The 26,773-nt window shown below is 71.9% G+C and carries 26 protein-coding genes; 13 read left to right on the top strand and 13 right to left on the bottom strand.

The genetic code is table 11. From position 1 onward, the window contains the following. Positions 1–16 precede the first annotated feature (16 nt). Entirely contained in the window at positions 17–1,141 is a 1,125-nt protein-coding gene (recA, locus tag ACZ6ZN_RS07450; protein WP_469643842.1) for a recombinase RecA, read from the top strand. Positions 1,142–1,144: 3 nt separating this feature from the next. After that, positions 1,145–1,963 carry a recombination regulator RecX gene (recX, locus tag ACZ6ZN_RS07445; protein ID WP_469643840.1) on the top strand — a complete coding sequence of 273 codons (819 nt, stop codon included), beginning with the start codon at positions 1,145–1,147 and terminating at the stop codon, positions 1,961–1,963. A gap of 130 nt (positions 1,964–2,093) precedes the next feature. Here recX and ACZ6ZN_RS07440 read toward each other — a convergent pair whose 3' ends face one another. The 8 genes from ACZ6ZN_RS07440 to ACZ6ZN_RS07405 all read right to left on the bottom strand — a co-directional run bounded on the left by ACZ6ZN_RS07440 (position 2,094) and on the right by ACZ6ZN_RS07405 (position 8,644). Then, a complete protein-coding gene (locus tag ACZ6ZN_RS07440; RefSeq protein WP_469643839.1) occupies positions 2,094–2,507 on the bottom strand; it encodes a rhodanese-like domain-containing protein in 414 nt (137 codons plus the stop codon). Between the two features lie 2 nt (positions 2,508–2,509). Further along, complete coding sequence (locus ACZ6ZN_RS07435) at positions 2,510–3,067, bottom strand: cupin domain-containing protein (protein ID WP_469643835.1); 558 nt, start codon at positions 3,065–3,067, stop codon at positions 2,510–2,512. A 97-nt stretch (positions 3,068–3,164) separates the two neighbouring features. Next, positions 3,165–3,236: a putative leader peptide gene (locus ACZ6ZN_RS07430; protein ID WP_309544753.1), complete on the bottom strand. Its 72-nt coding sequence runs from the start codon at positions 3,234–3,236 to the stop codon at positions 3,165–3,167. A gap of 108 nt (positions 3,237–3,344) precedes the next feature. Next, positions 3,345–4,964: an FAD-dependent monooxygenase gene (locus ACZ6ZN_RS07425; protein ID WP_469644022.1), complete on the bottom strand. Its 1,620-nt coding sequence runs from the start codon at positions 4,962–4,964 to the stop codon at positions 3,345–3,347. A 275-nt stretch (positions 4,965–5,239) separates the two neighbouring features. After that, positions 5,240–6,148: an amino acid ABC transporter permease gene (locus tag ACZ6ZN_RS07420; RefSeq protein ID WP_469643833.1), complete on the bottom strand. Its 909-nt coding sequence runs from the start codon at positions 6,146–6,148 to the stop codon at positions 5,240–5,242. Next, positions 6,145–6,822 (bottom strand): amino acid ABC transporter permease, encoded by a 678-nt coding sequence (locus tag ACZ6ZN_RS07415; RefSeq protein WP_451876890.1) that lies wholly within the window; start codon positions 6,820–6,822, stop codon positions 6,145–6,147. Before ACZ6ZN_RS07415 ends, ACZ6ZN_RS07420 begins: the two co-directional genes overlap by 4 nt. Positions 6,823–6,950: 128 nt before the next feature. Next, on the bottom strand, positions 6,951–7,790 hold the full coding sequence (locus ACZ6ZN_RS07410) for a glutamate ABC transporter substrate-binding protein (RefSeq protein WP_469643830.1): 840 nt from the start codon (positions 7,788–7,790) through the stop codon (positions 6,951–6,953). 77 nt (positions 7,791–7,867) lie between these two features. Next, positions 7,868–8,644: an amino acid ABC transporter ATP-binding protein gene (locus ACZ6ZN_RS07405; protein ID WP_398109895.1), complete on the bottom strand. Its 777-nt coding sequence runs from the start codon at positions 8,642–8,644 to the stop codon at positions 7,868–7,870. A gap of 290 nt (positions 8,645–8,934) precedes the next feature. Between ACZ6ZN_RS07405 and ACZ6ZN_RS07400 the strand changes: the two genes are divergently transcribed. Both ACZ6ZN_RS07400 and ACZ6ZN_RS07395 read left to right on the top strand, forming a co-directional pair. Then, entirely contained in the window at positions 8,935–9,621 is a 687-nt protein-coding gene (locus ACZ6ZN_RS07400) for a response regulator transcription factor (RefSeq protein WP_398109894.1), read from the top strand. A gap of 9 nt (positions 9,622–9,630) precedes the next feature. Continuing rightward, positions 9,631–11,037, top strand: a complete 1,407-nt coding sequence (locus ACZ6ZN_RS07395) for a sensor histidine kinase (protein WP_469643826.1) — start codon at positions 9,631–9,633, stop codon at positions 11,035–11,037. Positions 11,038–11,137: 100 nt separating this feature from the next. Here the strand turns inward: ACZ6ZN_RS07395 and ACZ6ZN_RS07390 are convergent, their stop codons facing one another. From ACZ6ZN_RS07390 to ACZ6ZN_RS07380, 3 genes are all read right to left on the bottom strand, one after another. Further along, positions 11,138–12,139, bottom strand: a complete 1,002-nt coding sequence (locus ACZ6ZN_RS07390) for a TAXI family TRAP transporter solute-binding subunit (protein ID WP_398109892.1) — start codon at positions 12,137–12,139, stop codon at positions 11,138–11,140. A 168-nt stretch (positions 12,140–12,307) separates the two neighbouring features. Next, the gene (locus ACZ6ZN_RS07385) at positions 12,308–13,549 is read right to left on the bottom strand and encodes a cation:proton antiporter (RefSeq protein ID WP_469643823.1); all 1,242 of its coding nucleotides are present in this window, start codon (positions 13,547–13,549) and stop codon (positions 12,308–12,310) included. 4 nt (positions 13,550–13,553) lie between these two features. After that, the gene (locus tag ACZ6ZN_RS07380; RefSeq protein ID WP_333935699.1) at positions 13,554–14,039 is read right to left on the bottom strand and encodes a cation:proton antiporter regulatory subunit; all 486 of its coding nucleotides are present in this window, start codon (positions 14,037–14,039) and stop codon (positions 13,554–13,556) included. Between the two features lie 367 nt (positions 14,040–14,406). Here ACZ6ZN_RS07380 and ACZ6ZN_RS07375 point away from each other — a divergent pair, with 367 nt between their 5' ends. From ACZ6ZN_RS07375 to ACZ6ZN_RS07360, 4 genes are all read left to right on the top strand, one after another. Next, positions 14,407–15,354: a sensor histidine kinase gene (locus tag ACZ6ZN_RS07375; RefSeq protein ID WP_469643820.1), complete on the top strand. Its 948-nt coding sequence runs from the start codon at positions 14,407–14,409 to the stop codon at positions 15,352–15,354. 25 nt (positions 15,355–15,379) lie between these two features. Then, the gene (locus tag ACZ6ZN_RS07370) at positions 15,380–16,033 is read left to right on the top strand and encodes a response regulator (RefSeq protein ID WP_398109889.1); all 654 of its coding nucleotides are present in this window, start codon (positions 15,380–15,382) and stop codon (positions 16,031–16,033) included. A gap of 63 nt (positions 16,034–16,096) precedes the next feature. After that, positions 16,097–17,614, top strand: a complete 1,518-nt coding sequence (miaB, locus tag ACZ6ZN_RS07365; RefSeq protein ID WP_398109888.1) for a tRNA (N6-isopentenyl adenosine(37)-C2)-methylthiotransferase MiaB — start codon at positions 16,097–16,099, stop codon at positions 17,612–17,614. A 60-nt stretch (positions 17,615–17,674) separates the two neighbouring features. Continuing rightward, a complete protein-coding gene (locus ACZ6ZN_RS07360) occupies positions 17,675–18,388 on the top strand; it encodes a class III extradiol dioxygenase subunit B-like domain-containing protein (RefSeq protein ID WP_469643817.1) in 714 nt (237 codons plus the stop codon). Between the two features lie 201 nt (positions 18,389–18,589). Here ACZ6ZN_RS07360 and ACZ6ZN_RS07355 read toward each other — a convergent pair whose 3' ends face one another. Both ACZ6ZN_RS07355 and ACZ6ZN_RS07350 read right to left on the bottom strand, forming a co-directional pair. After that, positions 18,590–18,973 (bottom strand): antitoxin, encoded by a 384-nt coding sequence (locus ACZ6ZN_RS07355; protein WP_469643816.1) that lies wholly within the window; start codon positions 18,971–18,973, stop codon positions 18,590–18,592. A gap of 28 nt (positions 18,974–19,001) precedes the next feature. Continuing rightward, complete coding sequence (locus ACZ6ZN_RS07350; RefSeq protein WP_469643813.1) at positions 19,002–19,292, bottom strand: hypothetical protein; 291 nt, start codon at positions 19,290–19,292, stop codon at positions 19,002–19,004. Positions 19,293–19,474: 182 nt separating this feature from the next. Between ACZ6ZN_RS07350 and miaA the strand changes: the two genes are divergently transcribed. The 5 genes from miaA (at position 19,475) to ACZ6ZN_RS07325 (ending at position 26,418) form a co-directional block, all read left to right on the top strand. Further along, positions 19,475–20,413 carry a tRNA (adenosine(37)-N6)-dimethylallyltransferase MiaA gene (miaA, locus tag ACZ6ZN_RS07345; RefSeq protein WP_469643812.1) on the top strand — a complete coding sequence of 313 codons (939 nt, stop codon included), beginning with the start codon at positions 19,475–19,477 and terminating at the stop codon, positions 20,411–20,413. 108 nt (positions 20,414–20,521) lie between these two features. Further along, positions 20,522–21,034, top strand: coding sequence for a hypothetical protein (locus tag ACZ6ZN_RS07340; RefSeq protein ID WP_451876901.1), 513 nt, complete (start codon positions 20,522–20,524; stop codon positions 21,032–21,034). 110 nt (positions 21,035–21,144) lie between these two features. After that, complete coding sequence (dapF, locus tag ACZ6ZN_RS07335; RefSeq protein ID WP_469643808.1) at positions 21,145–22,017, top strand: diaminopimelate epimerase; 873 nt, start codon at positions 21,145–21,147, stop codon at positions 22,015–22,017. Between the two features lie 299 nt (positions 22,018–22,316). After that, the gene (locus ACZ6ZN_RS07330; protein WP_469643805.1) at positions 22,317–24,506 is read left to right on the top strand and encodes a RelA/SpoT family protein; all 2,190 of its coding nucleotides are present in this window, start codon (positions 22,317–22,319) and stop codon (positions 24,504–24,506) included. A gap of 187 nt (positions 24,507–24,693) precedes the next feature. Further along, positions 24,694–26,418, top strand: coding sequence for a M1 family metallopeptidase (locus ACZ6ZN_RS07325; protein ID WP_469643803.1), 1,725 nt, complete (start codon positions 24,694–24,696; stop codon positions 26,416–26,418). Positions 26,419–26,773: the final 355 nt, after the last annotated feature.

Raw genomic sequence — 26,773 nt, 5'->3', positions numbered from 1 at the left:
AAATCGGGTGGAACCCATGGCAGGAACCGACCGCGAGAAGGCGCTGGATGCCGCTCTCGCACAGATTGAACGGCAATTCGGCAAGGGCGCGGTCATGCGCATGGGCGAGCGGTCCAAGGAGCCCATCGAGGTCATCTCGACCGGCTCCACCGCCCTGGACGTGGCTCTCGGCGTGGGCGGCCTCCCGCGCGGCCGCGTCGTGGAGATCTACGGACCGGAGTCCTCCGGTAAGACCACCCTCACCCTGCACGCGGTGGCGAACGCGCAGAAGGCCGGAGGCCAGGTCGCCTTCGTCGACGCGGAGCACGCCCTCGACCCCGAGTACGCGAAGAAGCTCGGCGTCGACATCGACAACCTCATCCTCTCCCAGCCCGACAACGGCGAGCAGGCCCTGGAGATCGTGGACATGCTGGTCCGCTCCGGCGCCCTCGACCTCATCGTCATCGACTCCGTCGCCGCGCTCGTCCCGCGCGCGGAGATCGAGGGCGAGATGGGCGACAGCCACGTCGGTCTGCAGGCCCGGCTCATGAGCCAGGCCCTGCGGAAGATCACCAGCGCGCTCAACCAGTCCAAGACCACCGCCATCTTCATCAACCAGCTCCGCGAGAAGATCGGCGTCATGTTCGGCTCCCCGGAGACCACGACCGGTGGCCGCGCGCTGAAGTTCTACGCCTCGGTGCGCATCGACATCCGCCGCATCGAGACCCTGAAGGACGGCACCGAGGCGGTCGGCAACCGCACCCGCTGCAAGGTCGTCAAGAACAAGGTCGCGCCGCCCTTCAAGCAGGCCGAGTTCGACATCCTCTACGGCCAGGGCATCAGCCGCGAGGGCGGTCTGATCGACATGGGCGTGGAGCACGGCTTCGTCCGCAAGGCCGGCGCCTGGTACACGTACGAGGGCGACCAGCTCGGCCAGGGCAAGGAGAACGCGCGCAACTTCCTGAAGGACAACCCCGACCTGGCCAACGAGATCGAGAAGAAGATCAAGGAGAAGCTGGGCGTCGGGGTGCGTCCGGAGGAGCCGGCCACCGCCGAGCCGGGCACCGACACCGCGGTCTCCGCCCCGGCCGAGACGCCGGCCGTTCCCGCCCCGGCAGCGGCGAAGACCAGCAAGTCCAAGGCCGCCGCAGCCAAGAGCTGACCCGTGACACGACGAACCGACTGGGCGGAGTACGAGTACGCCGCCTCCGGTGCCCCCCGGGGGAGGGGCACCGGAGGCGACACCGGCTCGGCCGGGGACGCGGAGCACGGGTACGGGAGTGCGCCCTTCGGGGATGACGAGTCGCACGGGGGCGGCTCGCCCGAGGGAGGTTCGCCCGAGGAAGGCTCTCCTCGGGGTGGCTCGCGTGACGGCGGGCCGCGCGGCCGGCGAGGGCGTCGCCGGCGCGGCTTCGGCGAGACGGCCGGTGCCGAGGACGAAGGCGCCCCCTCCTCTTCGAGGGCAGAGCAGGGGGCGCCTCCGGCGGACCCGGTCGAGCAGGCTCGGGCGATCTGCCTGCGCCTGCTCACCGGGACTCCGCGGACCCGCAAGCAGCTCGCCGACGCCCTGCGCAAGCGGCAGATCCCGGACGACGCGGCCGAGGAGGTGCTGTCGCGGTTCGAAGAGGTCGGCCTCATCAACGACGGCGCCTTCGCGGACGCCTGGGTCGAGTCCCGTCACCACGGCCGGGGCCTGGCCCGGCGCGCCCTCGCCAGGGAACTGCGCACCAAGGGCGTCGACGCGACCCTCATCGACGAGGCCGTCTCCCAACTGGACTCCGAGCAGGAGGAGGCGACCGCCCGCGAGCTGGTCGCCCGCAAACTCCGCTCCACCCAGGGCCTCGACCGCGACAAGCGGCTCCGCCGCCTCGCCGGCATGCTCGCCCGCAAGGGCTACCCCGAGGGCATGGCCCTGAGAGTGGTCCGGCAGGCACTGGAGGAGGAGGGACAGGACACGGAGTTCCTGGGAGGCGAAGAGTACTGAGCGGGAGCGCCGTCAGGCGCAGCAGGACGTGGACACGGCGCTGCCGCCTCTCCTCTGCCGCCCGCCACTCCCGCTCGGTGCCGGGCACCACGGAGAGCCCGAGCGAACGGAGGGCACTGGTGGGGACGGGTCACTCCACCGGTAGCCCGGCCGCTCTCCAGGCCTGGAAGCCACCGACCAGGTCGGTGGCCCGGTGCAGACCCAGCTGATGCAGGGAGTGGGCCGCCAGGCTGGAGGCGTAGCCCTCGTTGCAGAAGACGACGATGCGCAGATCATGACGCGTCGCCTCGGGAAGGCGGTGCGAGCCCTGCGGATCGAGACGCCACTCCAATTCGTTGCGCTCGACGACAACCGCGCCCGGGACGAGACCGTCCCGCTCACGCAGGGCCGCGTAGCGGATGTCGACCAGCAGCGCGTCCCCCGCCCGGGCCTCCTCGTACGCCTCCTGCGGCGCGATGCGCGCGTAACCGGCGCGCACCCGCTCCAAGAGCTCGTCGATCCCCACGGGCGGCTGTGCGCGGCCGGCACCTTCCGTGGCACTCACTGTCAGTCCTCCGGTCGTTCGACCTGCTCGAGTCGCAGCACGGGGCCGCTTCGACTGTAGCGGCGGATCTGCGGCAGGGGCGGATAGTAGGCGTGGACGGAGATCGCATGCCGGTCGGTGGACTCGTTCAGCACCTCGTGCACATGGTGCCGGCCGAAGGCCCGGCCCTGGCCGGCGCCCAGCCGTCGCTCCCGGTCCACGCCCTCGCTGAGCTCGAGCGTCTTCCAGCCGTCGGTGGGCAGCCGGGCGGCGAGCGAGTTCTCCTTGAGTTCACCCGACGCGGTCAGGAAGGCGCCGACGGAGTCGGCGTGGTCGTGCCAGCCGGTGCCCGTGCCCGGCGGCCAGCCGATCAGCCAGGCCTCGCTGCCGCCGGGACCGTCGAGTCGTACCCACGTACGACCCTCGGGGTCGAGCGGCAGGGAGGAGATCAGCTCGCTGTCGGCGGCCGTCCGCCGCACGAAGTCGTAGAGATTGGCCTGGGTGGGAGCCGAACCGGAGAGGGAAGCGGAAGGAAACGCAGAAGGTGATGCGGAAGGGGACGCTGAGGGGGATACAGACACGGGTGCCGTCCTGAAGTCCTGGTGAGGGTTCGCGAAGAGGGCGCGGCAGCCGACGCGAAGGGGCCGCGGCGCGCGCAGGGAGAGGGAAAGTGCGAAGTCAGCAGGACGGGCGACACACGCAGCCCGCATAGCGGACGAGGTCCATATGGACCCTCCGCCACAGGCGCACACAGGTGTCGGTCACGCACCGGAGTACACCACGGCCGCCCAAGCCGGTCAACTCACTGTCACCATGCGGACGCACGGTGACAGTGAGCACGTCGGAGGCGGTGCCGCGTCAGGGCGCCCCGACGGAGGCACCGGCCCCGGCCCGGGCGTTCACCGGTCCGCCCACGGCGGCCTCCGCCGCGGCGTACAGATCGGCGGGGCGCACTCCGCTCAGCGCGGTGACGAGATGGCCGTCGGGGCGCACCAGCAGGACCGTGTGGGCGGCCGCACCCGGGTAGGCCTCGGCGACCAGCAGTTCGGCCGGGTGCGGGAGCGCCGTCACGGCCGCCGCGAGCCGGGGCATGAGGCCGGCCTTGGCCCAGTGCTTGCGCTCCCACACGCCGGTGCCGGGCGCGATCAGCACCACGAGCAGTGCGCCCCGGCCGAGCCGGTCCCGCAGCCGTACGAAGGTGCCGTCCTCCGCGGTGACCCGCACGTCGGTGACGGGCGCCCCGGGCGCCGTGTCCACGGGGGTCTCGCCCTCCAGATCGCGCGGCGCGAGCGGGGAGTCGCCGTACGCGCCCGGCGCGCCCAGTTGGCCGTGCCCGAGATGCCCTTCGGTGAGGAGCGTGTCGTGGCCCTTGGACGAGCCGGGCACGTAGGAACGCAGTCCTCCGCCGCCGCGCAGCACCGGCAGCGCCTGGTCGGCGGCGCGCAGCCGGGCGGCGACGACTGCCCTGCGCTCGGCCTGGTAGCTGTCCAGGAGGGCCTCGTGCGGACCGTGGTGCCAGGCCACGGCCAGTTTCCAGGCGAGGTTGTCGGCGTCGCGCAGACCCTCGTCGAGACCGTGCGTGCCCAGGGCGCCGAGCAGGTGGGCCGCGTCCCCGGCGAGGAAGACGCGGTCGGCGCGCCAGCGCCGGGCCAGGCGGTGGTGGACCGTGTGGACACCGGTGTCCAGCAGCTCGTACGGCGGGACCGTGCCGCCCGACCAGCCGGCCAGGGTCTCGCGGATACGGTTCAGCAGCAGCTCCGGAGTGACCAGGTCCTTGCCGGGGGGCAGCAGCCAGTCCAGGCGCCATAGGCCGTCCGGCAGCGGACGGGCGGTGACCTCACCGGCCGAGGGGCCCGACATGCGCCAGGGGGGCATGCGGTGCAACAACGCCTCGTCGTGCCAGGGCAGTTCCGTCCGCAGCGCGGCGACGGCGTGACGTTCCACCGCCGTACGGCCCGGGAAGCGGATGTCCTGGAGCTTGCGCACGGTCGAGCGGGGGCCGTCGCAGCCCACCAGATAACTGCCCCGCCACCAGGTGCCCTTGGGGCCGCGGGTGTGGGCCGTGACGCCCGACGGCTCCTGCTCCAGCGCGTCGAGCCGGCTCTCCACCGCGATCTTGACGAGCCGTTCCTCCGCGAGGGCCTCGCGCAGGGCGCCGGTCAGGACGTGCTGGGCGATGTGCAGGGGGGAGGGCAGCGGGGAGGACTCGGGGCCGTCGAAGACGACCTCGCGCATCACCTGCTTGCGCCGCATCGACCGCCATCCGGCCCAATGCGCGCCGAGGCGTGACAGGGGGACACCGGAGAGCCGTTCCATCAGGGCGGCGGTGTCCTCGCGCAGGACCACGGTCCGCGCGGCACGGGGTTCGTCCTTGCCCGGGCCCTCGTCGAGGACCACGCACGGCACCTCCTGCCGTGCCAGCGCCAGGGCGAGCGTGAGCCCCACGGGCCCCGCTCCGACGACGATCACCGGATCCACGACGCGGCGCCCCCTGCCCGTGGTGTTGTCCTGGAAGACGTAGGCGAACACGAAGGTGGAGCAGGGTGCACGATCACAGAACGTATGCAACCTATTGCGGGTGCTTGCGTCAAGTGACCGGCGGGTGGTGGCGATCATGCTGCCGGATCGTGAGCAACAGGCCGCGCCTTCGTCACCATCAGCCCCCGCGCCCGGTCGAGGGTCACAGCCGGGGCCGCGGACGGCGATGGCCCGCCGGTTCCCCGGCGGGCCATCGTGCGCACATAGGAGGGCTGTCAGATCGTGCCGCCGGCCCCCGTGCCGTAGCTGCCGCCCACCTCGGCCGCGTTGAGGTCGTCGACCTTGTCCGCACCGAGGACGGCTCCCGAACTCCGCTTGCTTCGGCGCAGCCGGCCCTCGAGCCAGGAGGCGAAGGACGTGAGGATGAAGTTCAGGATGATGAAGATGACCGCCACGACGATGAAGCTGGGGATCACGTTCGCGTAGTTGGCTGCGAGGGTGCTCCGGGAGTTGAGCAGTTCGGTGAACCCGAGCATCACGCCGCCCAGCGCGGTGTCCTTCACGATGACGACCAACTGGCTGACGATGGCGGGCAGCATGGCCGCGACCGCCTGTGGAAGCAGGATGCCGGCCATCGTCTGGCTCTTGCGCAGGCCGATCGCCATGGCGGCTTCCGACTGCCCCTTGGGCAGGGACTGGATGCCGGCCCGCACGATCTCGGCGAGGACCGAGGCGTTGTAGAGCACCAGGCCGGTCACCACGGCGTACAGGGGCCGCTCGTCGCTGGGGATGCCCGTGGAGCGGACATACAGCTCGTTGGCGAACAGCATCAGCAGCAGGACCGGGATCGCCCGGAAGAACTCGACGACCGCACCGACCGGGATGCGTACCCAGCGGTGATCCGACATGCGTGCGATGCCCAGGGCGGCGCCCAGGGGAAGGGCGATCACCATCGCCAGGCCCGCGGCCTTCAGCGTGTCGGCCAGCCCGGGAAGCAGATACGTCGTCCACGCCTCGGACGTCGTGAACGGCTTCCAGAGGGACCACTTCAGCTGACCCTTGTCGTCCAGCGTCTGCCAGACCCACCACAGGAGCAGGGCGAGCAGGACGGAGAAGACGACCGTGAAGATCAGGTTCCGCCGCTTGGCCTTCGGGCCAGGGGTGTCGTAAAGAACGGAGGTCATCGCTTTACCGCCAGTCGCTTGCTCAGCCAACCGAGGAAGAGGCCAGTGGGCAGGGTCAGTACCACGAATCCGAAGGCGAAGATCGCGCCGATGAGCAGCGTCTGGGCCTCGTTCTCGATCATTTCCTTCATCAGGAGCGCCGCTTCCGCCACACCGATCGCAGCCGCGACCGTCGTGTTCTTGGTCAACGCGATCAGGACGTTGGCCAGCGGACCGATGACGGAACGGAATGCCTGGGGCAGGACCACAAGCCGCAGCACCTGGCTGAAGCTGAGCCCGATGGCCCGCGCCGCCTCGGCCTGTCCGACCGGCACAGTGTTGATGCCGGAGCGGATGGCCTCACAGACGAAGGCGGCCGTGTACGCGGTGAGGCCGAGCACGGCCAAGCGGAAGAACTTCGTTTTGAAGTCGTCGGGCGCGCCCATGGTCACGCCGAAGATGTCGGCGAGGCCCAGGGACGTGAAGACGATGATGACGGTCAGCGGAATGTTCCGGACGATGTTCACGTAGGCCGTGCCGAAGCCGCGCATCAGCGGAACCGGGCTGACCCGCATAGCCGCCAGGATGGTGCCCCAGATCAGCGAACCGATGGCCGAGAAGACGGTGAGCTGGATGGTGACCCAGAAAGCGCCCAGCAGGGTCGGGTCGTCATAGTCTGAAAGAAAGTCGAACACGATCTCCCGCGCTTCCGGGTGTGTGGCGTAGGGGGCGGACGTGGCGCGCCGCCGTCAGAGCAGCGACGGCGGCGCGTCTGTGGATCCCCGCAATGACTGCGGGGAGCCTGCGTCGGCGGAGTTCCGCGTTACTGGACGATCTGGCCGATCTTCGGGGCGGGCTCGTTCTTGTAGTTCGCCGGGCCGAAGTTGTCCTGAACGGCCTTCTCCCAGGCGCCGTCCTTGACCATCTTCTCCAGGGCGGCGTTGACCTTGTCCAGGGTCGCCTTGTCGCCCTTCTTGACGCCCACGCCGTAGTTCTCGTTGCTGAGCTTCAGGCCGGCGAGCTTGAACTGACCCTTGTACTGGTCCTGCGCGGCGTAGCCGGCGAGGATCGAGTCGTCGGTGGTCAGCGCGTCGACAGCGCCGCTCTGGAGGGCGGAGAGGCACTCCGAGTAGCCACCGCGCTGATCCAGCTGGGCCTTCGGGGCGAAGTCCTTCTTGACGTTCTGCGCCGACGTCGAACCCGCGACCGAGCACAGCTTCTTGTCGTTGAGGTCCGTCGCCTTGGTGATGTCCGAGTCCTTCTTCACCAGCAGGTCCTGGTGGGCCAGCAGGTACGGACCGGCGAAGTCGACCTTCTGCTTGCGCTCGTCGGTGATCGAGTACGTGGCGGCGATCAGCTTCACGTCACCGCGGGACAGCGCGTTCTCGCGGTCGGCGCTCTTCGTCTCGACCCACTCGATCTGGTCGGGCTTGTAGCCGAGCTCCTTGGCCACGTAGGTCGCGACGTCCACGTCGAAACCGGAGAAGGAACCGTCGGGCTCCTTCAGGCCCAGACCGGGCTGGTCGTACTTGATGCCGATCTTGATCGTCTTGCCGCCGCCGGAGCTGTTCGAGTCACCGCTGTCGTCACCACCACAGGCGGTGGCGGTGAGAGCGAGGACGAGAGCCGTGGCGGCCGCGGCGGAGACCTTGCGGAGCTTCATCGTGAACATCCTTTGCCGTGAAGAGAAAGAACCGTCGTTACGGGTGAGGCGGGGCGTCGCCGGAGCAACGCGCGCGCCTAGTGGTGCAGGATCTTCGACAAGAAGTCCTTGGCACGGTCGCTGCGCGGGTTGCTGAAGAACTGGTCGGGCGCAGCCTCCTCGACGATTCGGCCGTCCGCCATGAACACCACGCGGTTTGCAGCCGATCGTGCGAAACCCATCTCGTGGGTGACGACGATCATCGTCATGCCGTCGCGGGCGAGCTGCTGCATGACCTCCAGCACCTCGTTGATCATCTCGGGGTCGAGCGCGGAGGTCGGCTCGTCGAAGAGCATGACCTTCGGCTCCATGGCCAGCGCCCGCGCGATCGCCACGCGCTGCTGCTGGCCGCCGGAGAGCTGTGCCGGGTACTTGTCGGCCTGCGCGGCCACACCGACCCGGTCGAGCAGGGAGCGGGCCCGGTCCTCGGCCGCCTTCTTGTCCTTCTTGCGGACCTTGATCTGGCCGAGCATCACGTTCTCGAGCACGGTCTTGTGCGCGAAGAGGTTGAAGGACTGGAAGACCATGCCGACGTCGGCGCGCAGCCGGGCCAGCGCCTTGCCCTCGGCGGGCAGGGGCTTGCCGTCGATCGTGATCGAGCCGGAGTCGATCGTCTCCAGCCGGTTGATGGTGCGGCACAGGGTGGACTTGCCGGACCCGGAGGGTCCGATGACCACGACGACTTCACCGCGGGCGATCGTCAGGTCGATGTCCTGGAGTACGTGCAACGAGCCGAAGTGCTTGTTGACGCTCTTCAGGACGACCAGATCGCCGGTCGCGGCCACATCTTCCTTGGCCACCGATACTTCGGTCATCGCTCTCAGGCTCCGTCCTCCTCGGTTTCGGAGGACAGTAGTAACCCTCTACGACCTGCGTCATTACATCTGAGGGGAATCTGAGCATCACGATCCGATAGCAATCGGACACATGTCGTAGCACTTGCGAGCAGCGCTCATACCAGCCGGGTAACGGAAGCTCCTTGCAACCGGAACCCTCTTGACGGCGTGCTCATCCATCAGCGTGACTGCACAAGGTGCACGCGCGCGCGTGCACGCGTTTTTGTACACACCTGGATCGTACGACCAGTGAACCGAAGGGGGCCCGGGTGAGACTGCTGCTCGTCGAGGACGACAACCACGTCGCCGCCGCCCTGTCGGCGGTCCTGGCGCGGCACGGCTTCGACGTCACGCACGCGCGCAGCGGTGAGGAGGCCCTCCAGGCACTCGTCCCCGAGAGCGACGGCTTCGGTGTCGTCCTCCTCGACCTCGGCCTGCCCGACCAGGACGGGTACGAGGTGTGCGGCAAGATCCGCAAGCGCACCGCCACCCCCGTCATCATGGTCACCGCCCGCTCCGACGTGCGCTCGCGCATCCACGGCCTCAACCTGGGCGCCGACGACTACGTGGTGAAGCCGTACGACACCGGGGAGCTGCTCGCCCGGATCCACGCGGTCAGCCGGCGCACCTCGCACGAGGACACCTCGAGCGGCATCGAGACCGCCCTGCGGCTCGGGACCGTGCACATCGAGCTCCCCACCCGCCGGGTCAGCGTGGACGGCGCGGTGGTCCAGCTGACCCGCAAGGAGTTCGACCTGCTGGCCCTCCTCGCGCAGCGGCCCGGCGTGGTGTTCCGCCGGGAGCAGATCATCAGCGAGGTGTGGCAGACCAGCTGGGAGGGGACCGGGCGCACCCTGGAGGTGCACGTCGCGTCCCTGCGGGCCAAACTGCGCATGCCCGCCCTCATCGAGACCGTGCGCGGCGTCGGCTACCGGCTCGTCGCCCCCGCCGGATAGCGGGGCCGGGTGCGCACGCGTCTGCTCCCGCTGCTCATCGTCCTGATGGCGGCCGTCCTGCTCGCCCTCGGGGTGCCGCTCGCCGTCAGCCTGGCCGGCGCCCAGCAGCAGAAGGTCGTCGTCGACCGGATCGACGACACCGCCCGGTTCGCGGCCCTCGCCCAGTTCGTCACCGACTCGCCCGAGGGTCCCACCGGGGCCTTCGAGAACGAGCGGCTGGCCACCCTCAGCAGCGAACTGCGCAGCTACCACGAGGTCTACGGCATCCGCGCGGGCGTCTTCTACCGCAACGGCAGCGCCATGGCCCATGCACCGGCACGCTGGTCCCTGCCCGAGGAGGGCGAGGTCCGCGAGGCCTTCGACGAGGCGAAGCTCAGCCGCCGCAGCCACGACCCGCAGCAGGTCTGGCCCTGGCAGCAGCGCAACCTGGTGGTCGCCTCGCCGGTCATCCGGGACGGCGACGTCGTCGCGGTCGTCGTCACCGACTCGCCCACGGGCCAGTTGCGCTCCCGCACCCTGCACGGCTGGCTGGTCATCGGCGCGGGCGAGTTCGCCGCCATGCTGCTGGCCGTCGGCGCCGCCCTGCGGCTCACCGGCTGGGTGCTCAAGCCCGTACGGGTGCTGGACGCCACCACCCACGACATCGCCACCGGGCGGCTGAAGTCCCGGGTCGCCGCGGCCGGGGGCCCGCCGGAACTCAGACGGCTGGCCCGGTCGTTCAACGAGATGGCGGACAACGTGGAGGACGTGCTGGAGCAGCAGCGCGCCTTCGTCGCCGACGCCTCGCACCAGTTGCGCAACCCCCTCGCGGCGCTGCTGCTGCGCATCGAGCTGCTCTCCTTCGAACTGCCCGAGGGCAACAAGGAGATCGCCTCCGTCCAGGCCGAGGGCAAGCGCCTCGCCCAGGTCCTGGACGACCTGCTCGACCTCGCGCTGGCCGAGCACAGCGAGGCCGACCTCAGGGTCACCGACATCGGCGAGCTGACCGCGGAACGCCTGGCGGCCTGGTCCCCGACCGCCGAGGCCAAGGGCGTGACCCTGGTCGGCGACTGCCCGCCCACCACTGCCTGGGCCGATCCGGTCGCCCTGTCCAGCGCGCTGGACGCGGTCGTCGACAACGCGGTGAAGTTCACGCCCGACGGCGAGACCGTCGAGGTGGCCGTCGCCTCGGAGGGGGACACCGTCACCGTCACCGTCTGCGACCACGGGCCCGGCCTCACCGACGAGGAACTCGCCCGCGTCGGCGACCGCTTCTGGCGCAGCGGCCGCCACCAGAACATCAAGGGGTCCGGCCTCGGCCTGTCCATCTCCCGGGCGCTCCTCGCGGCCGGCGGCGGCACGATCGCCTATGACCACCATGAGCCGCACGGGCTGCGGGTGACCGTACGCGTGCCGCGATCCGCGCCCGCCGCCTGACCGCCCTCGGCACCCTCGATGTGGTGCGGCCCCCTGTGCGGACCGGACGATCGCCCTGCGGCGAGACACCGGTCCCGGCCGGGGCGCGCCGCCCCTGCCGCTACGGCTTGACCGACTGGTAGTACCGCTGGGCGCCGACGTGCAGTTGCAGGGGATCCGTGTAGATCGCCGTGCGCACGTCGACCAGTTGCGCCGAGTGGACGGTCGCACCGATGCGGTCCCGGCTGTCGAGCACCGTGCGCGTGAGCCACTCGGTGAGCCGGGGATCCGTGTCGCTGCGCGTGATCAGCAGGTTGGAGACCGCCAGGGTGGGCACCGGGTGGCCGTGTTGCACGGAGGGGTACGCCGACTCCGGCATCTTCGTGGCGCGGTAGTAGCGCGTGGCTCCGCCCTGTTCGTGCAGCGCGGCCACCAGCGTGGCGTCGATCGGCACGAACCGGAAGGCCGACGCCGACTTCTTGGCCAGCCGGCTGAGCCCGTCCGTGGGCAGTCCGCCCGACCAGAAGAACGCGTCCAGGCCGTGTCCCAGCCGCTTGGGCCCGGTGTCGATGCCGTCCGAGGCCGGCTCGATGTCCTTCTCCGGATCGATGCCGGCCGCCCTGAGCACCCCGTTCGCGATCAGTCGCACCCCGGAGTCGGGCAGCCCTATCGCCACGCGCTTGCCCCGCAGGTCGGCTACCGAGCGGATGTCCGAGTCCGGCGGCACGACGAGCTGCACGTAGTCGTCGTACAGCCGCGCGACCCCGCGCAGTTGGCCGGCCCCCGGGCGGTTGTCGTGCATGTACGTGGCGACCGCGTCCGCCGCCGCGATCGCGAAGTCGGCCTCGCCCGAGGCCACGTCCGCGACGTTCTCCTGCGAACCGGCGCTGGTCAGCAACCGCACCTGCAGGTCGGGCATGTCCTTGTCGATCGCGGTGCGCAGCAGCTCGCCGTACTCGTGGTAGACCCCCGCGCGCGTGCCGGTGCTGAAGTCGATCGACCCCGACGGGGGCTCCTCCGCCCAGGGGCGCAGCCACCACAGCAGCAGGCCGAGGACCAGGACGGCGGCGGTGCCGCCCTGCGCGGCCCGGCGCCTGCCGACACGGGGGAACTTCTGGGACATGCGCGCGATCCTGCCAGCCGAGGGGCCTCGCTGACCAGGGGAGGGGGCGTCACCGCGACGGCCGGCGGCGCCTGGGACGGCGGTCGCGCCTCGTCCCGCAGCCGTGGCTTGACCGACGTCCCACCCGCCCCGCTCGCCCCGTCCGCCCGGCCCGCCCCGCCCGACCGCTCAGTCGGCGACCGGAGCCTCCGCCTCCGCCTTTGCGTCCGCCTCCGCCTCTGCCATCCGGGGCGCCGGCTCCGGGGTGCGAGGCTCGCGGCGCCGCGCCCACCAGGAGGCCACCGGTTCGGTGTAGCGCGCGGTGAGCGGACCCAGGACGACCAGGATGAGCACATACGCCGTGGCCAGCGGGCCGAGGGACGGCTCGACACCGGCCGCGACCGCGAGCCCGGCGATGACGATGGAGAACTCGCCCCGCGCCACGAGCGCACCACCGGCACGCCAGCGGCCCTTGACGGAGATCCCCGCGCGCCGGGCCGCCCAGTAGCCGGTGGCGATCTTCGTGAGCGCCGTGAGGACGGCCAGTCCGAGAGCGGGCACCAGCACGGGCGGGATGCTCGACGGGTCGGTGTGCAGCCCGAAGAAGACGAAGAAGACCGCGGCGAACAGGTCACGCAAGGGGCTGAGCAGCGTGTGCGCGCCCTCGGCGACCTCCCCGGACAGGGCGATGCCCACCAGGAAGGCTCCCACGGCGGCCGACACCTGCAGCTGCTGCGCGACGCCCGCGACCAGGATGGTCAGGCCCAGCACGACCAGCAGGAGCTTCTCCGGGTCGTCGCTGGAGACGAACCGCGAGATGACGCGGCCGTAGCGCACCGCGAGGAACAGCACGAGCCCCGCCGCGCCCAGGGCGATCGCCAGCGTCAGGCTTCCGGCCAGCAGCCCGGCCCCCGCCACCAGCGCGGTGACGATCGGCAGGTAGACCGCCATCGCCAGGTCCTCCAGCACCAGCACACTGAGGATCACCGGCGTCTCGCGGTTGCCGACCCGGCCCAGATCGCCCAGCACCTTCGCGATCACGCCGGACGACGAGATCCAGGTGACACCGGCCAGCACCACGGCCGCCACCGGGCCCCAGCCCAGCAGCAGCGCCACCGCCGCTCCGGGCAGCGCGTTGAGCGCGCAGTCGACCAGGCCGGACGGGTAGTGCGTCTTGAGGTTGGAGACCAGATCGCTCGCCGTGTACTCCAGGCCCAGCATCAGCAGCAGCAGGATGACGCCGATCTCGGCACCCGTGGCGACGAACTCCTCGCTCGCGCCCAGCGGCAGCAGACCGCCCTCACCGAACGCCAGGCCGGCCAGGAGGTACAGCGGGATGGGCGACAGCCGGAAGCGGGCGGCGAACCGTCCGAGCAGGCCGAGGCCGAGGATGATGGAACCGAACTCGATCAGCAGGACCGCGGAGTGCACCGGCTCACTCCCGCTCGAGTATCGTCGCGGCCGCGTCCACGCCCTCGCGGGTCCCGACGACGATCAGCCGGTCCCCGCCCGCCAGCCGGAAGTCCGGCGCCGGCGACGGAATGGCCTCCGCCCGCCGCAGCACCGCCACGACCGACGCGCCCGTCTCCGTCCGCATCTTGGTGTCGCCCAGCACCCGCCCGTTCCAGCGGGAGGTGGCGGGTACCTCGATCCGCTCGGCGACCAGCCCCAGATCCGTCGTGTACAGCAGGCTCGGGCTGTGGTGCGACGGCTTGAGCGCGTCGATCAGCGAACCCGCCTCGGAGCCGGTCAGCCGCAGGGAGTGCGCGCAGGAGTCCGGGTCGTCGGCCCGGTACACGTTCACCGTGCGCGTGCCGTCGCGGTGCGCCACCACCGACAGATGGCGGTGTTCCCGGGTCTCCAGGTCGTACTGGACCCCGATACCCGGTAGCGGCGTCGCCCTCAGGCGCGGAGCTGACACGTTGCTTCCCCTTGTTCGTCGTGTTCATGTTGTTTGTCGTTTTTGTCGTGTTCGGCTGGGAGCGGACCAGCGTCCTGCCCCCGAGGGACCCGGATCTGCGTCCGGCCCCGAGGACCCGGATCTGCGTCCAGCCCACGAGGAACCCGGACCCGCGTCCGGCTCCGGAAGGACCGGAGCCGAGGTCCGTACGGCCCGGGGCTCCGGTGAACCGCCGTGCCGATCATCGGATCGGCCGTCTCCGCATGCTCCCATCCGGCCGTACGGTGACGACATGGGTGTCGTGACGGATATACGCCACGGCCGGAGGTCGGAGAGGCTGGGACGGGCTGTGTCGTACGCGAGGGGCGGAAGGAGCGGGTCCGGGAACGTGTCGTTGTTCTGGCGGATCTTCTCGCTCAACGCCGCGGGCCTGGTCGTGGCCACCGCCCTGCTGCTCGGCCCGGTCACCGTGTCCACGCCCGTCCTGCCCGGCGAGGCCCTCGTCCTGCTCGGCGGTCTGGTGCTGCTGCTCACCGCCAACGCGCTCGTGCTGCGCTTCGGCCTCGTCCCCCTCCAGCGGCTGGACCGGGCCATGGCCACCGCCGACCTGCTGCGCCCGGGACACCGCCCCGAGGTCAGCGGCCCGGCGGAGGCGGCCGGCCTGATCACCACGTACAACACGATGCTCGACCGGCTGGAGGCCGAGCGGGCCGAGGGCGCCGCCCGGGCCCTGTCGGCGCAGGAGCGGGAGCGGCACCGGATCGCCCGGGAGCTGCACGACGAGGTCGGGCAGACCCTCACGGCCGTACTCCTCCAGCTCAAGCGCGTCGCCGACCGGGTGCCCGGGGACCTGCGCGAGGAGGTCGGCCAGGCCCAGGAGGCGACCCGGGCCGGCCTCGACGAGATCCGCCGGATCGCACGCCGGCTGCGCCCCGGTGTCCTGGAGGAGCTGGGCCTGGCCAGTGCCCTGCGCTCGCTGGCCGGGGAGTTCACCACCCACGGGCTGACCGTGAGCCACCACGTCACCGGCGACCTGCCCGCCCTCAGCCCGGAAGCCGAACTGGTCGTCTACCGGGTCGCCCAGGAGAGCCTGACCAACACCGCCCGGCACGCCGCGGCCGACCGCGCCGAACTCCGGCTGCGGCCCGTCCCCGGCGGCGTCGAACTCCTCGTGCGCGACAACGGCACCGGCCTCACCGGGGCCGCCGAGGGCTCCGGCATCACCGGCATGCGCGAACGCGCCCTGCTGATCGGCGCCGCACTCGGTCTGGAACCCGCCCCCGGCGGGGGCACCGACGTGCTGCTGCGCATCCCCGTCACGGAAGAGGCCCGCTGATGTCCGTCACCGAAGGACCCCGCTGATGTCCACCCCGATCCGCGTCCTGCTCGCCGACGACCACACCTTGGTGCGGCGCGGGGTCCGTCTCATCCTGGACGGCGAACCGGACCTCACCGTCGTCGCCGAGGCCGGGGACGGGGCGGAGGCCGTGGCCAAGGCCCGGGAGACCCCCGTCGACCTGGCGGTCCTGGACGTGGCCATGCCCCGGATGACCGGCCTCCAGGCGGCCCGCGAGCTCTCGCGCCGGCTGCCCGGCCTGCACATCCTCATCCTCACGATGTACGACAACGAGCAGTACTTCTTCGAGGCGCTCAGGGCCGGGGCCAGCGGCTACGTCTTGAAGTCCGTCGCCGACCGGGACCTGGTCGAGGCGTGCCGGGCGGCCGTGCGCGACGAGCCGTTCATCTACCCGGGCGCCGAGCGGGCCCTGGTCCGCTCCTACCTGGAACGGCTCCGGCGCGGCGACGGCGTGCCGGAGCGGGCCATCACCGAGCGCGAGGAGGAGATCCTCAAGCTGGTCGCCGAGGGCCACACCTCCAAGGAGATCGGCGAACTGCTCTTCATCAGCGCCAAGACGGTCGAACGCCACCGGGCCAACCTCTTGCAGAAGCTCGGCATGCGCGACCGCCTGGAGCTGACCCGGTACGCCATCCGGGCCGGGCTCATCGAGCCCTGAGCCCCGAGCGGAGTTGTCCACAGGCGGCCGAGCCATGTGCGCCGAGCGCCTACCCTTGTCGTCATGAGCAGCATCGACCGGAGCCAGTCAGTGGGCGGCACGCGCACGTACGAGGTACGCACCTACGGGTGCCAGATGAACGTCCACGACTCCGAGCGATTGTCCGGACTGCTGGAGGACGCGGGCTACGTCCGCGCCCCGGAGGGCGCCGACGGCGAGGCCGACGTCGTCGTCTTCAACACCTGCGCGGTCCGGGAGAACGCCGACAACAAGCTGTACGGCAACCTCGGCCACCTCGCGCCGAAGAAGGCCGCCCGCCCGGGCATGCAGATCGCGGTCGGCGGCTGCCTCGCGCAGAAGGACCGGGACACCATCGTGAAGAGGGCGCCCTGGGTGGACGTCGTCTTCGGCACGCACAACATCGGCAAGCTCCCCGTCCTGCTGGAGCGCGCCCGCGTGCAGGAGGAGGCGCAGGTCGAGATCGCCGAGTCGCTGGAGGCGTTCCCCTCGACCCTGCCCACGCGCCGCGAGAGCGCCTACGCGGCGTGGGTGTCGATCTCCGTCGGCTGCAACAACACCTGCACCTTCTGCATCGTCCCGGCGCTGCGCGGCAAGGAGAAGGACCGCCGCCCCGGCGACATCCTCGCCGAGATCGAGGCCCTGGTAGCCGAGGGCGTCTCCGAGGTCACGCTGCTCGGTCAGAACGTCAACGCGTACGGCTCGGACATCGGCGACCGCGAGGCCTTCAGCAAGCTGCTGCGCGCCTGCGGGAAGATCGACGGGCTGGAGCGCGTGCGCTTCACCTCACCGCACCCGCGTGACTTCACCGACGACGTCATCGCCGCCATGGCCGAGACGCCGAACGTGATGCCGCAGCTCCACATGCCGCTGCAGTCCGGCTCGGACCCGGTCCTGAAGGCGATGCGCCGCTCCTACCGCCAGGAGCGCTTCCTCGGGATCATCGAGAAGGTCCGCGCCGCCATCCCGCACGCCGCCATCAGCACGGACATCATCGTGGGCTTCCCCGGCGAGACCGAGGAGGACTTCGAGCAGACGCTGCACGTGGTGCGCGAGGCCCGCTTCGCGCAGGCCTACACCTTCCAGTACTCCAAGCGCCCCGGGACCCCGGCCGCCGAGATGGACGGCCAGATCCCCAAGAAGGTCGTCCAGGAGCGCTACGAGCGCCTCGTCGCCCTCCAGGAGGAGATCTCCTGGGAGGAGAACAAGAAGCAGGTCGGCCGCACCCTGGAGCTGATGGTCGCCGAGGGCGAGGGCCGCAAGGACGACAGCACCCACCGCCTGTCCGGCCGCGCCCCCGACAACCGCCTCGTCCACTTCACCAAGCCGGACGAGGAGGTCCGCCCGGGCGACGTCGTCACGGTCGAGATCACCTACGCCGCCCCGCACCACCTCCTCGCCGAGGGGCCGACCCTGGGCGTGCGCCGCACGCGCGCGGGTGACGCCTGGGAGAAGCGCAACGCGGCCGAGAAGTCCAAGCCCGTCGGCGTGATGCTGGGCCTGCCGAAGATCGGCGCTCCCGAGCCGCTGCCCGTGGCGGCGGGCGGCTGCGGCTGCGACTGACCGGGGCCGGAGCGCTGCCGCCTGCGGTGGCGGCGCTCCTCGAGCGTTACCCTGCCGATCATGCTTGTCGCCGCCGCAGCCTGCCCCTGCCCACCCCTGCTCGTGCCCGAGGTCGCCGCGGGCGCGGCACCGGAACTGGACGCCGCGCGAGCCGCCTGCGTGGATGCGCTGGGCGTGCTCGCCGCCGCCCGCCCCGACCGGCTCGTGGTGGTCGGGCCGGTGGAGGGCACGGGGTCCGCGTCGTACGCGCAGGGCACCGCGGGCTCGTTCCGGGGCTTCGGTGTCGATCTCGGCGTACGGCTGGGACCGGCCGGGGACGCGCAGGGGGCACAGCGGTTGCCGTACTCCCTGGCCGTGGCCGCCTGGCTGCTGGAGCGCACGGGATGGCGTGACGCGCCCGTCGAAGGACTGGGCGTCGGCGAGCAGCTCGCCCCGCAGCGGTGCCTCGGGATCGGGCGTGAGGTCGCCGACCGGGCCGGACGGGTCGCGCTGCTGGTCATGGGCGACGCCAGCGCGTGCCGGACGCTCAAGGCCCCGGGGTACCTCGACGAACGCGCCGCGCCGTTCGACGCCGGGGTGGCCCGCGCGCTCGGTGCGGCCGACGTGACCGCCCTCAGCGGTCTGGACACGGGGCTGGCGCACGAGCTGAAGGTGTCCGGCCGGGCTCCCTGGCAGGTGCTGGCCGGCGCGGCCGAGAGCGCCGGCCTCGGCGGATCACTGCTGTATGAGGACGCGCCGTACGGAGTCGGATACCTCGTCGCCACCTGGTCGTAGGGACGCGGTCGGAGACGGCGCACACGGCGCACACGGCGCGCACGGCGGAGACGGCTGAGGCCCGGACCGACGGTCGACGGCGGACGGCCGGGAGCGGGGGTGCTCCGCGGCCGTCCGGGGTGTCCCGCGTGTGCCGTGCGGGATGACGCCCGTGTGCCGTGCGGGATGACTCCGGTGTGCCGTGCCCGTGCCGGGCGCGCGTCAGGAGGTGGGCGGAGGTACGTCGTCCGGCGGGGTGGTGCCTCCCGTGTCACGCGGCGGAGCCGTGCCGCCCGCGTCCGCGGGTGTGGCTCCCGCGCTCGGCCCGGGAGGGGTGCCCGGCGTCGACGTCGTTCCCGTCGCCGCTGCCGTGCCGCCCGTGCCCGGTGTGCCGTCCTCCTTGTGCGCGAGCCGGCCCATGGCGCCCTTGGCCTTGCCCGTGCCGGACTGGATCCGGTCGCTGTACTTGCCCTTGGTGCTCTTGTCGACGGCCTCGGCGGCCTTGTCCAGACCGTGATGGATCTTGTCCTCGTGTCGCTGCGCGAGGTCCGAGACCTTGTCCTTGGCCGGGCCCAGTTTGGCCTTCACGTTGTCCAGCAGACCCATGGTTCACCTTCCCTCGCGCGGGGGGCGGTCACGTACGGGCGCCCTCACCGGCCTCGTTGTCCGCCGCCTCTTCGGTGGACTGCTGCTTGGGGATGTCGACGCCCTCCGGCTCGGCCTTCTCGGCGATGGCCTCGGCGATGGCCTCGGCGGCCGGCTCGTCCGCCTTCGCGGTCGCGTCCGCGCCCTTCGTCTCCGCGGTCCCGGCCGCCGCCGCCTCCTCCGCCTCGGTCCCGGCCTTCGCCGGCTCGGCCTGGGCCTCGGCGGCAGGCGCCTCCGCCGTGGCCTTTGACCGCCGGAAGAGTCGTGCAAACACGCCCATATCCACTCCATACGTTACTCGTGCGGGCGAAACCCCGCGTTGCCCGGTGCGTCCGTCTGCACGGCCCGGGCCGCCGCCTCCGTGATCCGGCGGCAGGAACCTCGCAACGGGCAACGACCCCGCGACCGCGGCGTCACGTAACTCGTTCGAGAGCCGGCTTCGAGGTTTGCGAGACTGTCCCGGTGAGCAGCGCACCCCCCGCCCCCCGCGTCATCGCCGTCGTCGGACCGACCGCGGCCGGAAAGTCCGATCTGGGCGCCTTCCTGGCCCGGCGTCTCGGCGGCGAGGTCGTCAACGCCGACTCCATGCAGCTCTACCGAGGGATGGACATCGGCACCGCCAAGCTGACGCCCGAGGAGCGCGGAGGAGTCCCGCACCACCTGCTGGACGTCTGGGACGTCACCGTCACGGCCTCCGTCGCCGAGTACCAGCGCCTGGCCCGGGAGCGGATCGACGCGCTGCTCGCGCAGGGCCGTTGGCCGGTCCTGGTCGGCGGCTCGGGGCTGTACGTCCGCGGGGCCGTCGACAACCTGGAGTTCCCCGGCACCGACCCCGAGGTCCGCGCCCGGCTGGAGGAGGAGCTCGCGCTGCACGGATCCGGCGTGCTCCACGCCCGGCTGGCCGCCGCCGACCCCCAGGCCGCCCGGGCCATCCTGCCCGGCAACGGCCGCCGGATCGTCCGCGCCCTGGAGGTCATCGAGATCACCGGCAAGCCCTTCACCGCCAACCTCCCCGGGCACGACTCGGTGTACGACACCGTGCAGATCGGCGTCGACGTGGCGCGACCGGAACTCGACGAGCGCATCGCGCGCCGCGTCGACCGGATGTGGGACGCCGGGCTCGTCGACGAGGTACGCGCACTGGAGGCGCAGGGGTTGCGCGACGGGCGGACCGCCTCGCGTGCGCTCGGTTACCAGCAGGTGCTCTCGGCGCTCGCCGGGGAGTGCACCCTGGAGGAAGCGCGCACCGAGACCGTCCGTGCCACCAAGCGCTTCGCGCGCCGTCAGGATTCATGGTTCAGGCGCGATCCCCGGGTGCACTGGTTGAGTGGGGCCGCGGCGGATCTCCCCCGACTTCCGCAGCTCGCACTGTCCTTGGTCGAACGACCGGTTACAGCCTGATCACGTCCTGGCATCGGGACGCCCAGGCCGTCATCGGGGCCTTCGGCGGCGTGCCATCATCGAGCTTCGATCGACCGAGTTGAGTCCAAGTTGGGAGGGCGCGTGGCGATGGAGGCCGGCCCTCGCGACACCGCACGAAGCACCGACCGCGTCACCGCCGAGCGGGACGGGGCGGTGTTCGGTGACGGACCGGAGCCGGAGACCGACCGCCTCAGCGACGACGGGCCCGACGAGACACCGAGCGTGACGGACGACGGCCCCGAGCCGGAGGAGATGTTCGCCGACGAGGTCGAGGTCGAACTGCGCCCGCAGCGTCGGCTGCGTCTGTGGCAACTCGCCCCGATCGTGGCCCTGGCGGCGCTCGGATCCCTGATGTTCGCGTTCCCGCTCGCCTTCGACTTCGGCGACAGCGGGGCCGTCATCGCCATGCTCGGTCTGCTGATCTGCTCGACGGCGGCGGGCTGGGGCATGATGGCGGCCCGCCGCGTCGGCTCCACCTGGCCCGGCCTGCCGGCCCGCGGCTCCGGCCGCAGACCCGACTGGCGGGTGGTCCTGGCGTACGCGCTGGTGGTCGCCGCCGTGGTCGTCCTGGCCGTGTGGCGCGTGGCGCGGCTCCGGTAGAGCAGCGCACGCCCGAACAGCGCAAGCCCCCTGCCCGCGCCCGCGCCCGTCGCGCCGGGGTGTGAATCCCGCAGGGTGGTGGTCGCCCGGCAGCCCGTACGATCGAGGGCATGAGCACGCGGATCGCCTTCCTCAAGGGGCACGGCACCGAGAACGACTTCGTGATCGTCCCGGACCCCGAGAACGCCATCGACCTCCCCCCGGCCGCCGTCGCCGCGTTGTGCGACCGCCGCGCGGGCATCGGCGGCGACGGGCTGCTGCACGTCGTGCGCTCCGCGGCGCATCCGGAGGCGCGCGGTATGGCGGCCGAGGCCGAGTGGTTCATGGACTACCGCAACGGGGACGGCTCGGTCGCCGAGATGTGCGGCAACGGCGTGCGCGTGTTCGCCCGCTACCTCCAGCGCGCCGGGTACGCGACCGAGGGCGACCTCGCCGTCGCCACGCGCGGGGGCGTGAAGACCGTGCACCTCGCCAAGAACGGCGACGTCACCGTCGGCATGGGCAAGGCGGTCCTCCCCGAGGGCGACGTCACGGTGCGTGTCGGTGAGCGCAGCTGGCCGGCGCGCAACGTCAACATGGGCAACCCGCACGCTGTCGCCTTCGTGGAGGATCTGGCCCACGCGGGCGACCTGCATTCCCCGCCGCCCTTCAGCCCCGCCTCGGCCTACCCGGACGGCGTGAACGTGGAGTTCGTGACCGACCGCGGCCCGCGGCACGTCGCGCTGCGTGTGCACGAGCGCGGCTCCGGTGAGACCCGTTCCTGCGGCACGGGCGCGTGCGCGGTCGCCGTGGCCACCGCCCGCCGCGACGGCGCCGACCCGACGGTCACCGGCACGCCGGTGACGTACACCGTGGACGTGCCCGGCGGCACCCTGGTGATCACCGAGCGGCCCGACGGGGAGATCGAGATGACGGGCCCGGCCGTCATCGTGGCCGAGGGCGAGATCGACGCGGACTGGCTGGACGCCGCCACGCGCGCGTGAGGCCGATCCGGTCACCGCGGTGTGCTGTCGGCCACGCGGGCCCGAATGAATCCTAAAGATCGTAAAGATCAAGCCAATTGGCGGGAAGTCGATCGGCGCGGTCGCGTCATGCAGGGGTGCAAACTTCACATTCGTCCCTCGAATGGGTGATCAGTTTCACGCTCGGCGAGAGGCGGCCAGCCACGCGTGGTGGGCTCGGTAGCATCAAGCACCGGCCCGGACGGGGGACCGAAGCCGCCCCCTGAGCCGTGTCCGCCCTGGGGCACCCCGTCCGCCGGTTGACGCAGCCGGAGGTGCCCATGAGTGCGGAGGCCACGAATTCCGTGACCCCAGGCCCGATGCCGGGCGCGGTGTCGGGATCGCTGACGCCGACAGCGCCGCGCAGAAAGGCCCGCCCCCGGATCGACCTGCGCCGCCTCGGCAGAGCCGCCCTGCTCGGCCCCGCCGCGCGGGACCGGCTGCCCGACGCGATCAGCCATGTCGTCGAGGCCCACCGCGCGCACCACCCCGACGCGGACCTCGATCCGCTGCGCCGCGCGTACGTCCTGGCCGAGTCCTCCCACCGGGGCCAGATGCGCAAGAGCGGCGAGCCGTACATCACGCACCCGCTGGCGGTGACGCTGATCCTCGCCGAACTCGGCGCGGAGACCACGACGTTGACCGCCTCACTGCTCCACGACACCGTCGAGGACACGGACGTGACGCTGGACCAGGTCCGCGACCAGTTCGGCGAGGAGGTCCGCTACCTCGTCGACGGCGTGACCAAGCTGGAGAAGGTCGACTACGGCGCCGCCGCCGAGCCCGAGACCTTCCGCAAGATGCTCGTCGCCACCGGCAACGACGTGCGCGTCATGTCGATCAAACTCGCCGACCGGCTGCACAACATGCGCACCCTGGGCGTCATGCGCCCCGAGAAGCAGGAGCGCATCGCCAAGGTGACACGTGACGTGCTCATCCCGCTCGCCGAACGCCTCGGCGTCCAGGCCCTGAAGACCGAACTGGAGGACCTGGTCTTCGCGATCCTGCACCCCGAGGAGTACGCGCGGACCAGGGAACTGATCGTCGGCAACGCCGACCGGACGGACGACCCGCTCGCGGAGGTCGCCGACGAGGTGCGCGGTGTGCTGCGCGAGGCGGACATCGCGGCCGAAGTCCTCATCCGCCCGCGCCACTTCGTGTCCGTGCACCGGGTCTCCCGCAAGCGCGGCCGGCTCCGCGGCTCGGACTTCGGCCGGGTCCTGGTCCTGGTGAACGAGGACGCCGACTGCTACGGCGTCCTGGGCGAACTGCACACCTGCATGACGCCGGTGGTTTCGGAGTTCAAGGACTTCATCGCCGTGCCGAAGTTCAACCTGTACCAGTCCCTGCACACGGCCGTCGCCCGGGAGGACGGCCAGGTCGTCGAGGTCCTCATCCGCACCCACCAGATGCACAAGGTCGCCGAGGCCGGCGTCGTCGCCCTCGGCAACCCGTACGCACCGGCCCCCGACGACCCGGCCGACGGAGAGCGCGTCGACCCCACCCGCCCCGGCTGGCTGTCCCGGCTCCTCGACTGGCAGGAGGCGGCGCCCGACCCCGACCACTTCTGGTCCACCCTGCGCGAGGACCTCGCCCAGGACCGCGAGATCACCGTCTTCCGTCCCGACGGCGGCACGATCGGTCTGCCCGAGGGCGCCAGCTGCGTGGACGCGGCGTACGCGCAGTACGGGGAGGACGCGCACGCCTGCATCGGCGCCCGCGTCAACGGCCGCCTCGCGACGCTGAGCACCGTGCTGAAGGACGGCGACACCGTCCAGCTCCTCATGGGCCAGGACCCGGCGTCCGAGCCGTCGCGGGAGTGGCTGGAGCACGCGCACACACCGGCTGCCCGCATCGCCATCCAGCGGTGGCTGGCCGCCCATCCCGCGCAGGCCGAGGCGCAGGGCAGTGAGACGCCGCAGGGCCAGGCGGCGCAGGGGCGGACGGCTCTCGGGCAGCCCACCGCCGGGCTGGCCGCCGACGCCGGCGGGCGCGGCGCGAGTGCCGATCGCGGTCCCGGTGCGAGCGTCCTCGCCGACCTTCCCGGCGCGAGCGCCCGGCTCGCCCGCTGCTGTACGCCCGTACCACCCGACGAGATCACCGGCTTCGCCGTACGCGGGGGAGCGGTCACCGTGCACCGCGTGGAGTGCGCCGCCGTGGCGCGCATGAGGGACGGGGAGCGCTCGGAGGTGGGCGTGCGCTGGGGGGAGACCGCCGAGTGCCGGGTCACGCTGGTCGCTGAATCGTTCGTCCGTCCGCATCTGCTCGCGGACCTCACCGAGGCCATGGCGCTCGAAGGGGCCGAGATCGTCTCCGCGACCGTCGAGCCCCCGGCCCAGCAGCAGGTGCGCCACACCTACACCGTGCAGCTCCCCGACGCCGCCCGCCTGCCCACCCTGATGCGCGCCATGCGCAATGTGGCCGGGGTGTACGACGTGAGTAGGACGCAACCGCAGACGCAGGGCGGCTGAGCCGTCCGACCAGGACAGGCCGGCCGATTCCCGCCGCCTGGGTTCACTCGGGCTTGCCCCCGCTTGCCCGCGATCCCCGCGCCGGCCCGTCCCCGCCGGGCACCCGGCGCACGGGTCGGTCCCCGGATCGAGTGGGGCGGGCGCGCGCCGCGCTCGTCGCGCCCGCGCACGCTGGTAGCGGTGGGGCATGCCCCACGCCCCCCACGCCCCCGATGCCCCCCACGACCTTCGTCCCGCTAGCCCCGGAGCCGCCCGCACCCGCCGTCGCCGGACCTCCGCCGCGCTCCTCGCCTCCGCCGTCTCCGTCAGCCTCGTCGCCGCGAGCGCCCCCGCCGTACCGCTCGGCATCGGCGACCGCCTCTTCCCGTACCTGGGCAACCCCGGCTACGACGTCGCCGCGTACGACCTCTCCTTCGTCTACCTCGGCAGCAACAGCGAGCCGCTGCGCGCCGTGACCACCATCGACGCCTGGGCCACCGCCGACCTCGACCGGATCAACCTGGACTTCGCCCACGGCACCGTGGAGTCGGTCGAGGTCGACGGCGACCCCGCGCAGTTCCGCACCGCCGGCGAGGACCTGGTGATCACACCGGAGGACTCCGTGTCGGACGGCACGTGGGTGCGGATCACCGTGCGGCACACCAGTGACCCCGTGTCCGCCGACGGCCGCGAGGGCGGCTGGGTCCGCACGGGGGACGGTCTCGCCATGGCCAACCAGGCCGACGCGGCCCACCTGGTCTTCCCCTGCAACGACCACCCGTCCGACAAGGCCATGTTCACCGTCCGCGTCACTGCGCCCGACGAGTACACGGCCGTGGCCAACGGCCTGCCCGCCGGCACGCACGGGGCGGGCGGCTCGACCACGTGGACCTACCGCACGCACCATCCCATGGCCACCGAACTCACCCAGGTGTCCATCGGCCGCTCCACGGTGCTCCACCGCACCGGACCGCACGGCCTGCCGATCCGGGACGTCGTGCCCACCCAGTTCCGCGAGGCGCTCGAAAGCTGGCTGGAGAAGACGCCCGCCCAGATCGAGTGGATGGAGAGCAAGGTCGGCCGCTACCCCTTCGAGGCGTACGGCCTGCTCATGGCTGATGCCGCCACCGGCTTCGAACTGGAGACGCAGACCCTCTCCCTCTTCGAGCGGGAACTGTTCACCGAGCCGGTCTACCCCCCGTGGTACGTCGAGTCGATCATGGTGCACGAGCTGGCCCACCAGTGGTTCGGCAACAGTGTCGGACCCCGTACCTGGTCCGACCTGTGGCTCAACGAGGGGCACGCCACCTGGTACGAGGCGCTGTACGCCGAGGAGAAGGCCGGCAAGCCGCTGCGGGACCGGATGAAGGCGGCCTACGGCGCCTCCGACCGCTGGCGTGCCACGGGCGGACCGCCCGCCCTCCCCAAGCCGCCGGAGGCGGGCCACAAGATCGGCATCTTCCGGCCCGTCGTCTACGACGGCTCCGCCCTCGTCCTGTACGCCCTGCGCCAGGAGATCGGCCGGCCGGCGTTCGAGCGGCTGGAGCGCGAGTGGGTGGGCCGCCACCAGGACGCTACGGCCACGACCGAGGACTTCGTCCGGCTCGCCGCCGAGGTCGCGGGACGCGACCTGGACGACTTCTTCCAGGGCTGGCTGTACGGGGAGAAGACCCCGCCGATGCCGGGGCACCCGGACTGGAAGCCGGAGTCGCCCGCGAAGCCGGAGTCGTCCGCACAGCCGAAGTCGCCCGGGAAGCCGGAGCCGGCTGCCAGGCCGGAGTCGGCAGTGGGGCCTGAGTCGGCAGTGGGGTCGGAGTCGGCTGAAGGGCCGTCGTCGCCCGCGACACCCGCGGCGGCTGGGGGGCCGGGGCCGGGGCCGGGCGGTGGGGCCGGTGGGGTGGGGCGGACCGTGTCGGCCGGGAGCGCGGCCTAGGTCCGGAGTGTGGAGTAGGGCAGGAGTACGGCTTGCGCCGGGCTTGCCACGTGGCCGGGGATACCGCGTCGGCCGGGGTGTGTCTGGGACCGGGCCTGGCCCGCAGGGTCGACCGGGCACGCTGTGGTGGCCGGGCAGGCCGGCCGCCGCCCACTGGCGTGCCTGTCGTTCCGGTCAGCCCGCCGGACCGGGCGGGCGTGCAGCTGCCATGCGGCCCGCCGCTTCCCGAAAACGCAGCGGAGTGGGCTGGAGCGCGCCCCGGAATCCACCCGGACGGGGCGTTGCTCCCGCCCGATAACCCGGTGACGAGACGACCCGTGCCGTGCGACCATCTTCAGGTCGGCGCGGCACGGAT

This window comes from Streptomyces sp. NPDC053665 (assembly GCF_055585285.1).
Note: the sequence above shows the minus strand (reverse complement) of the source record. Positions and strands in the feature narration are given on the sequence as shown.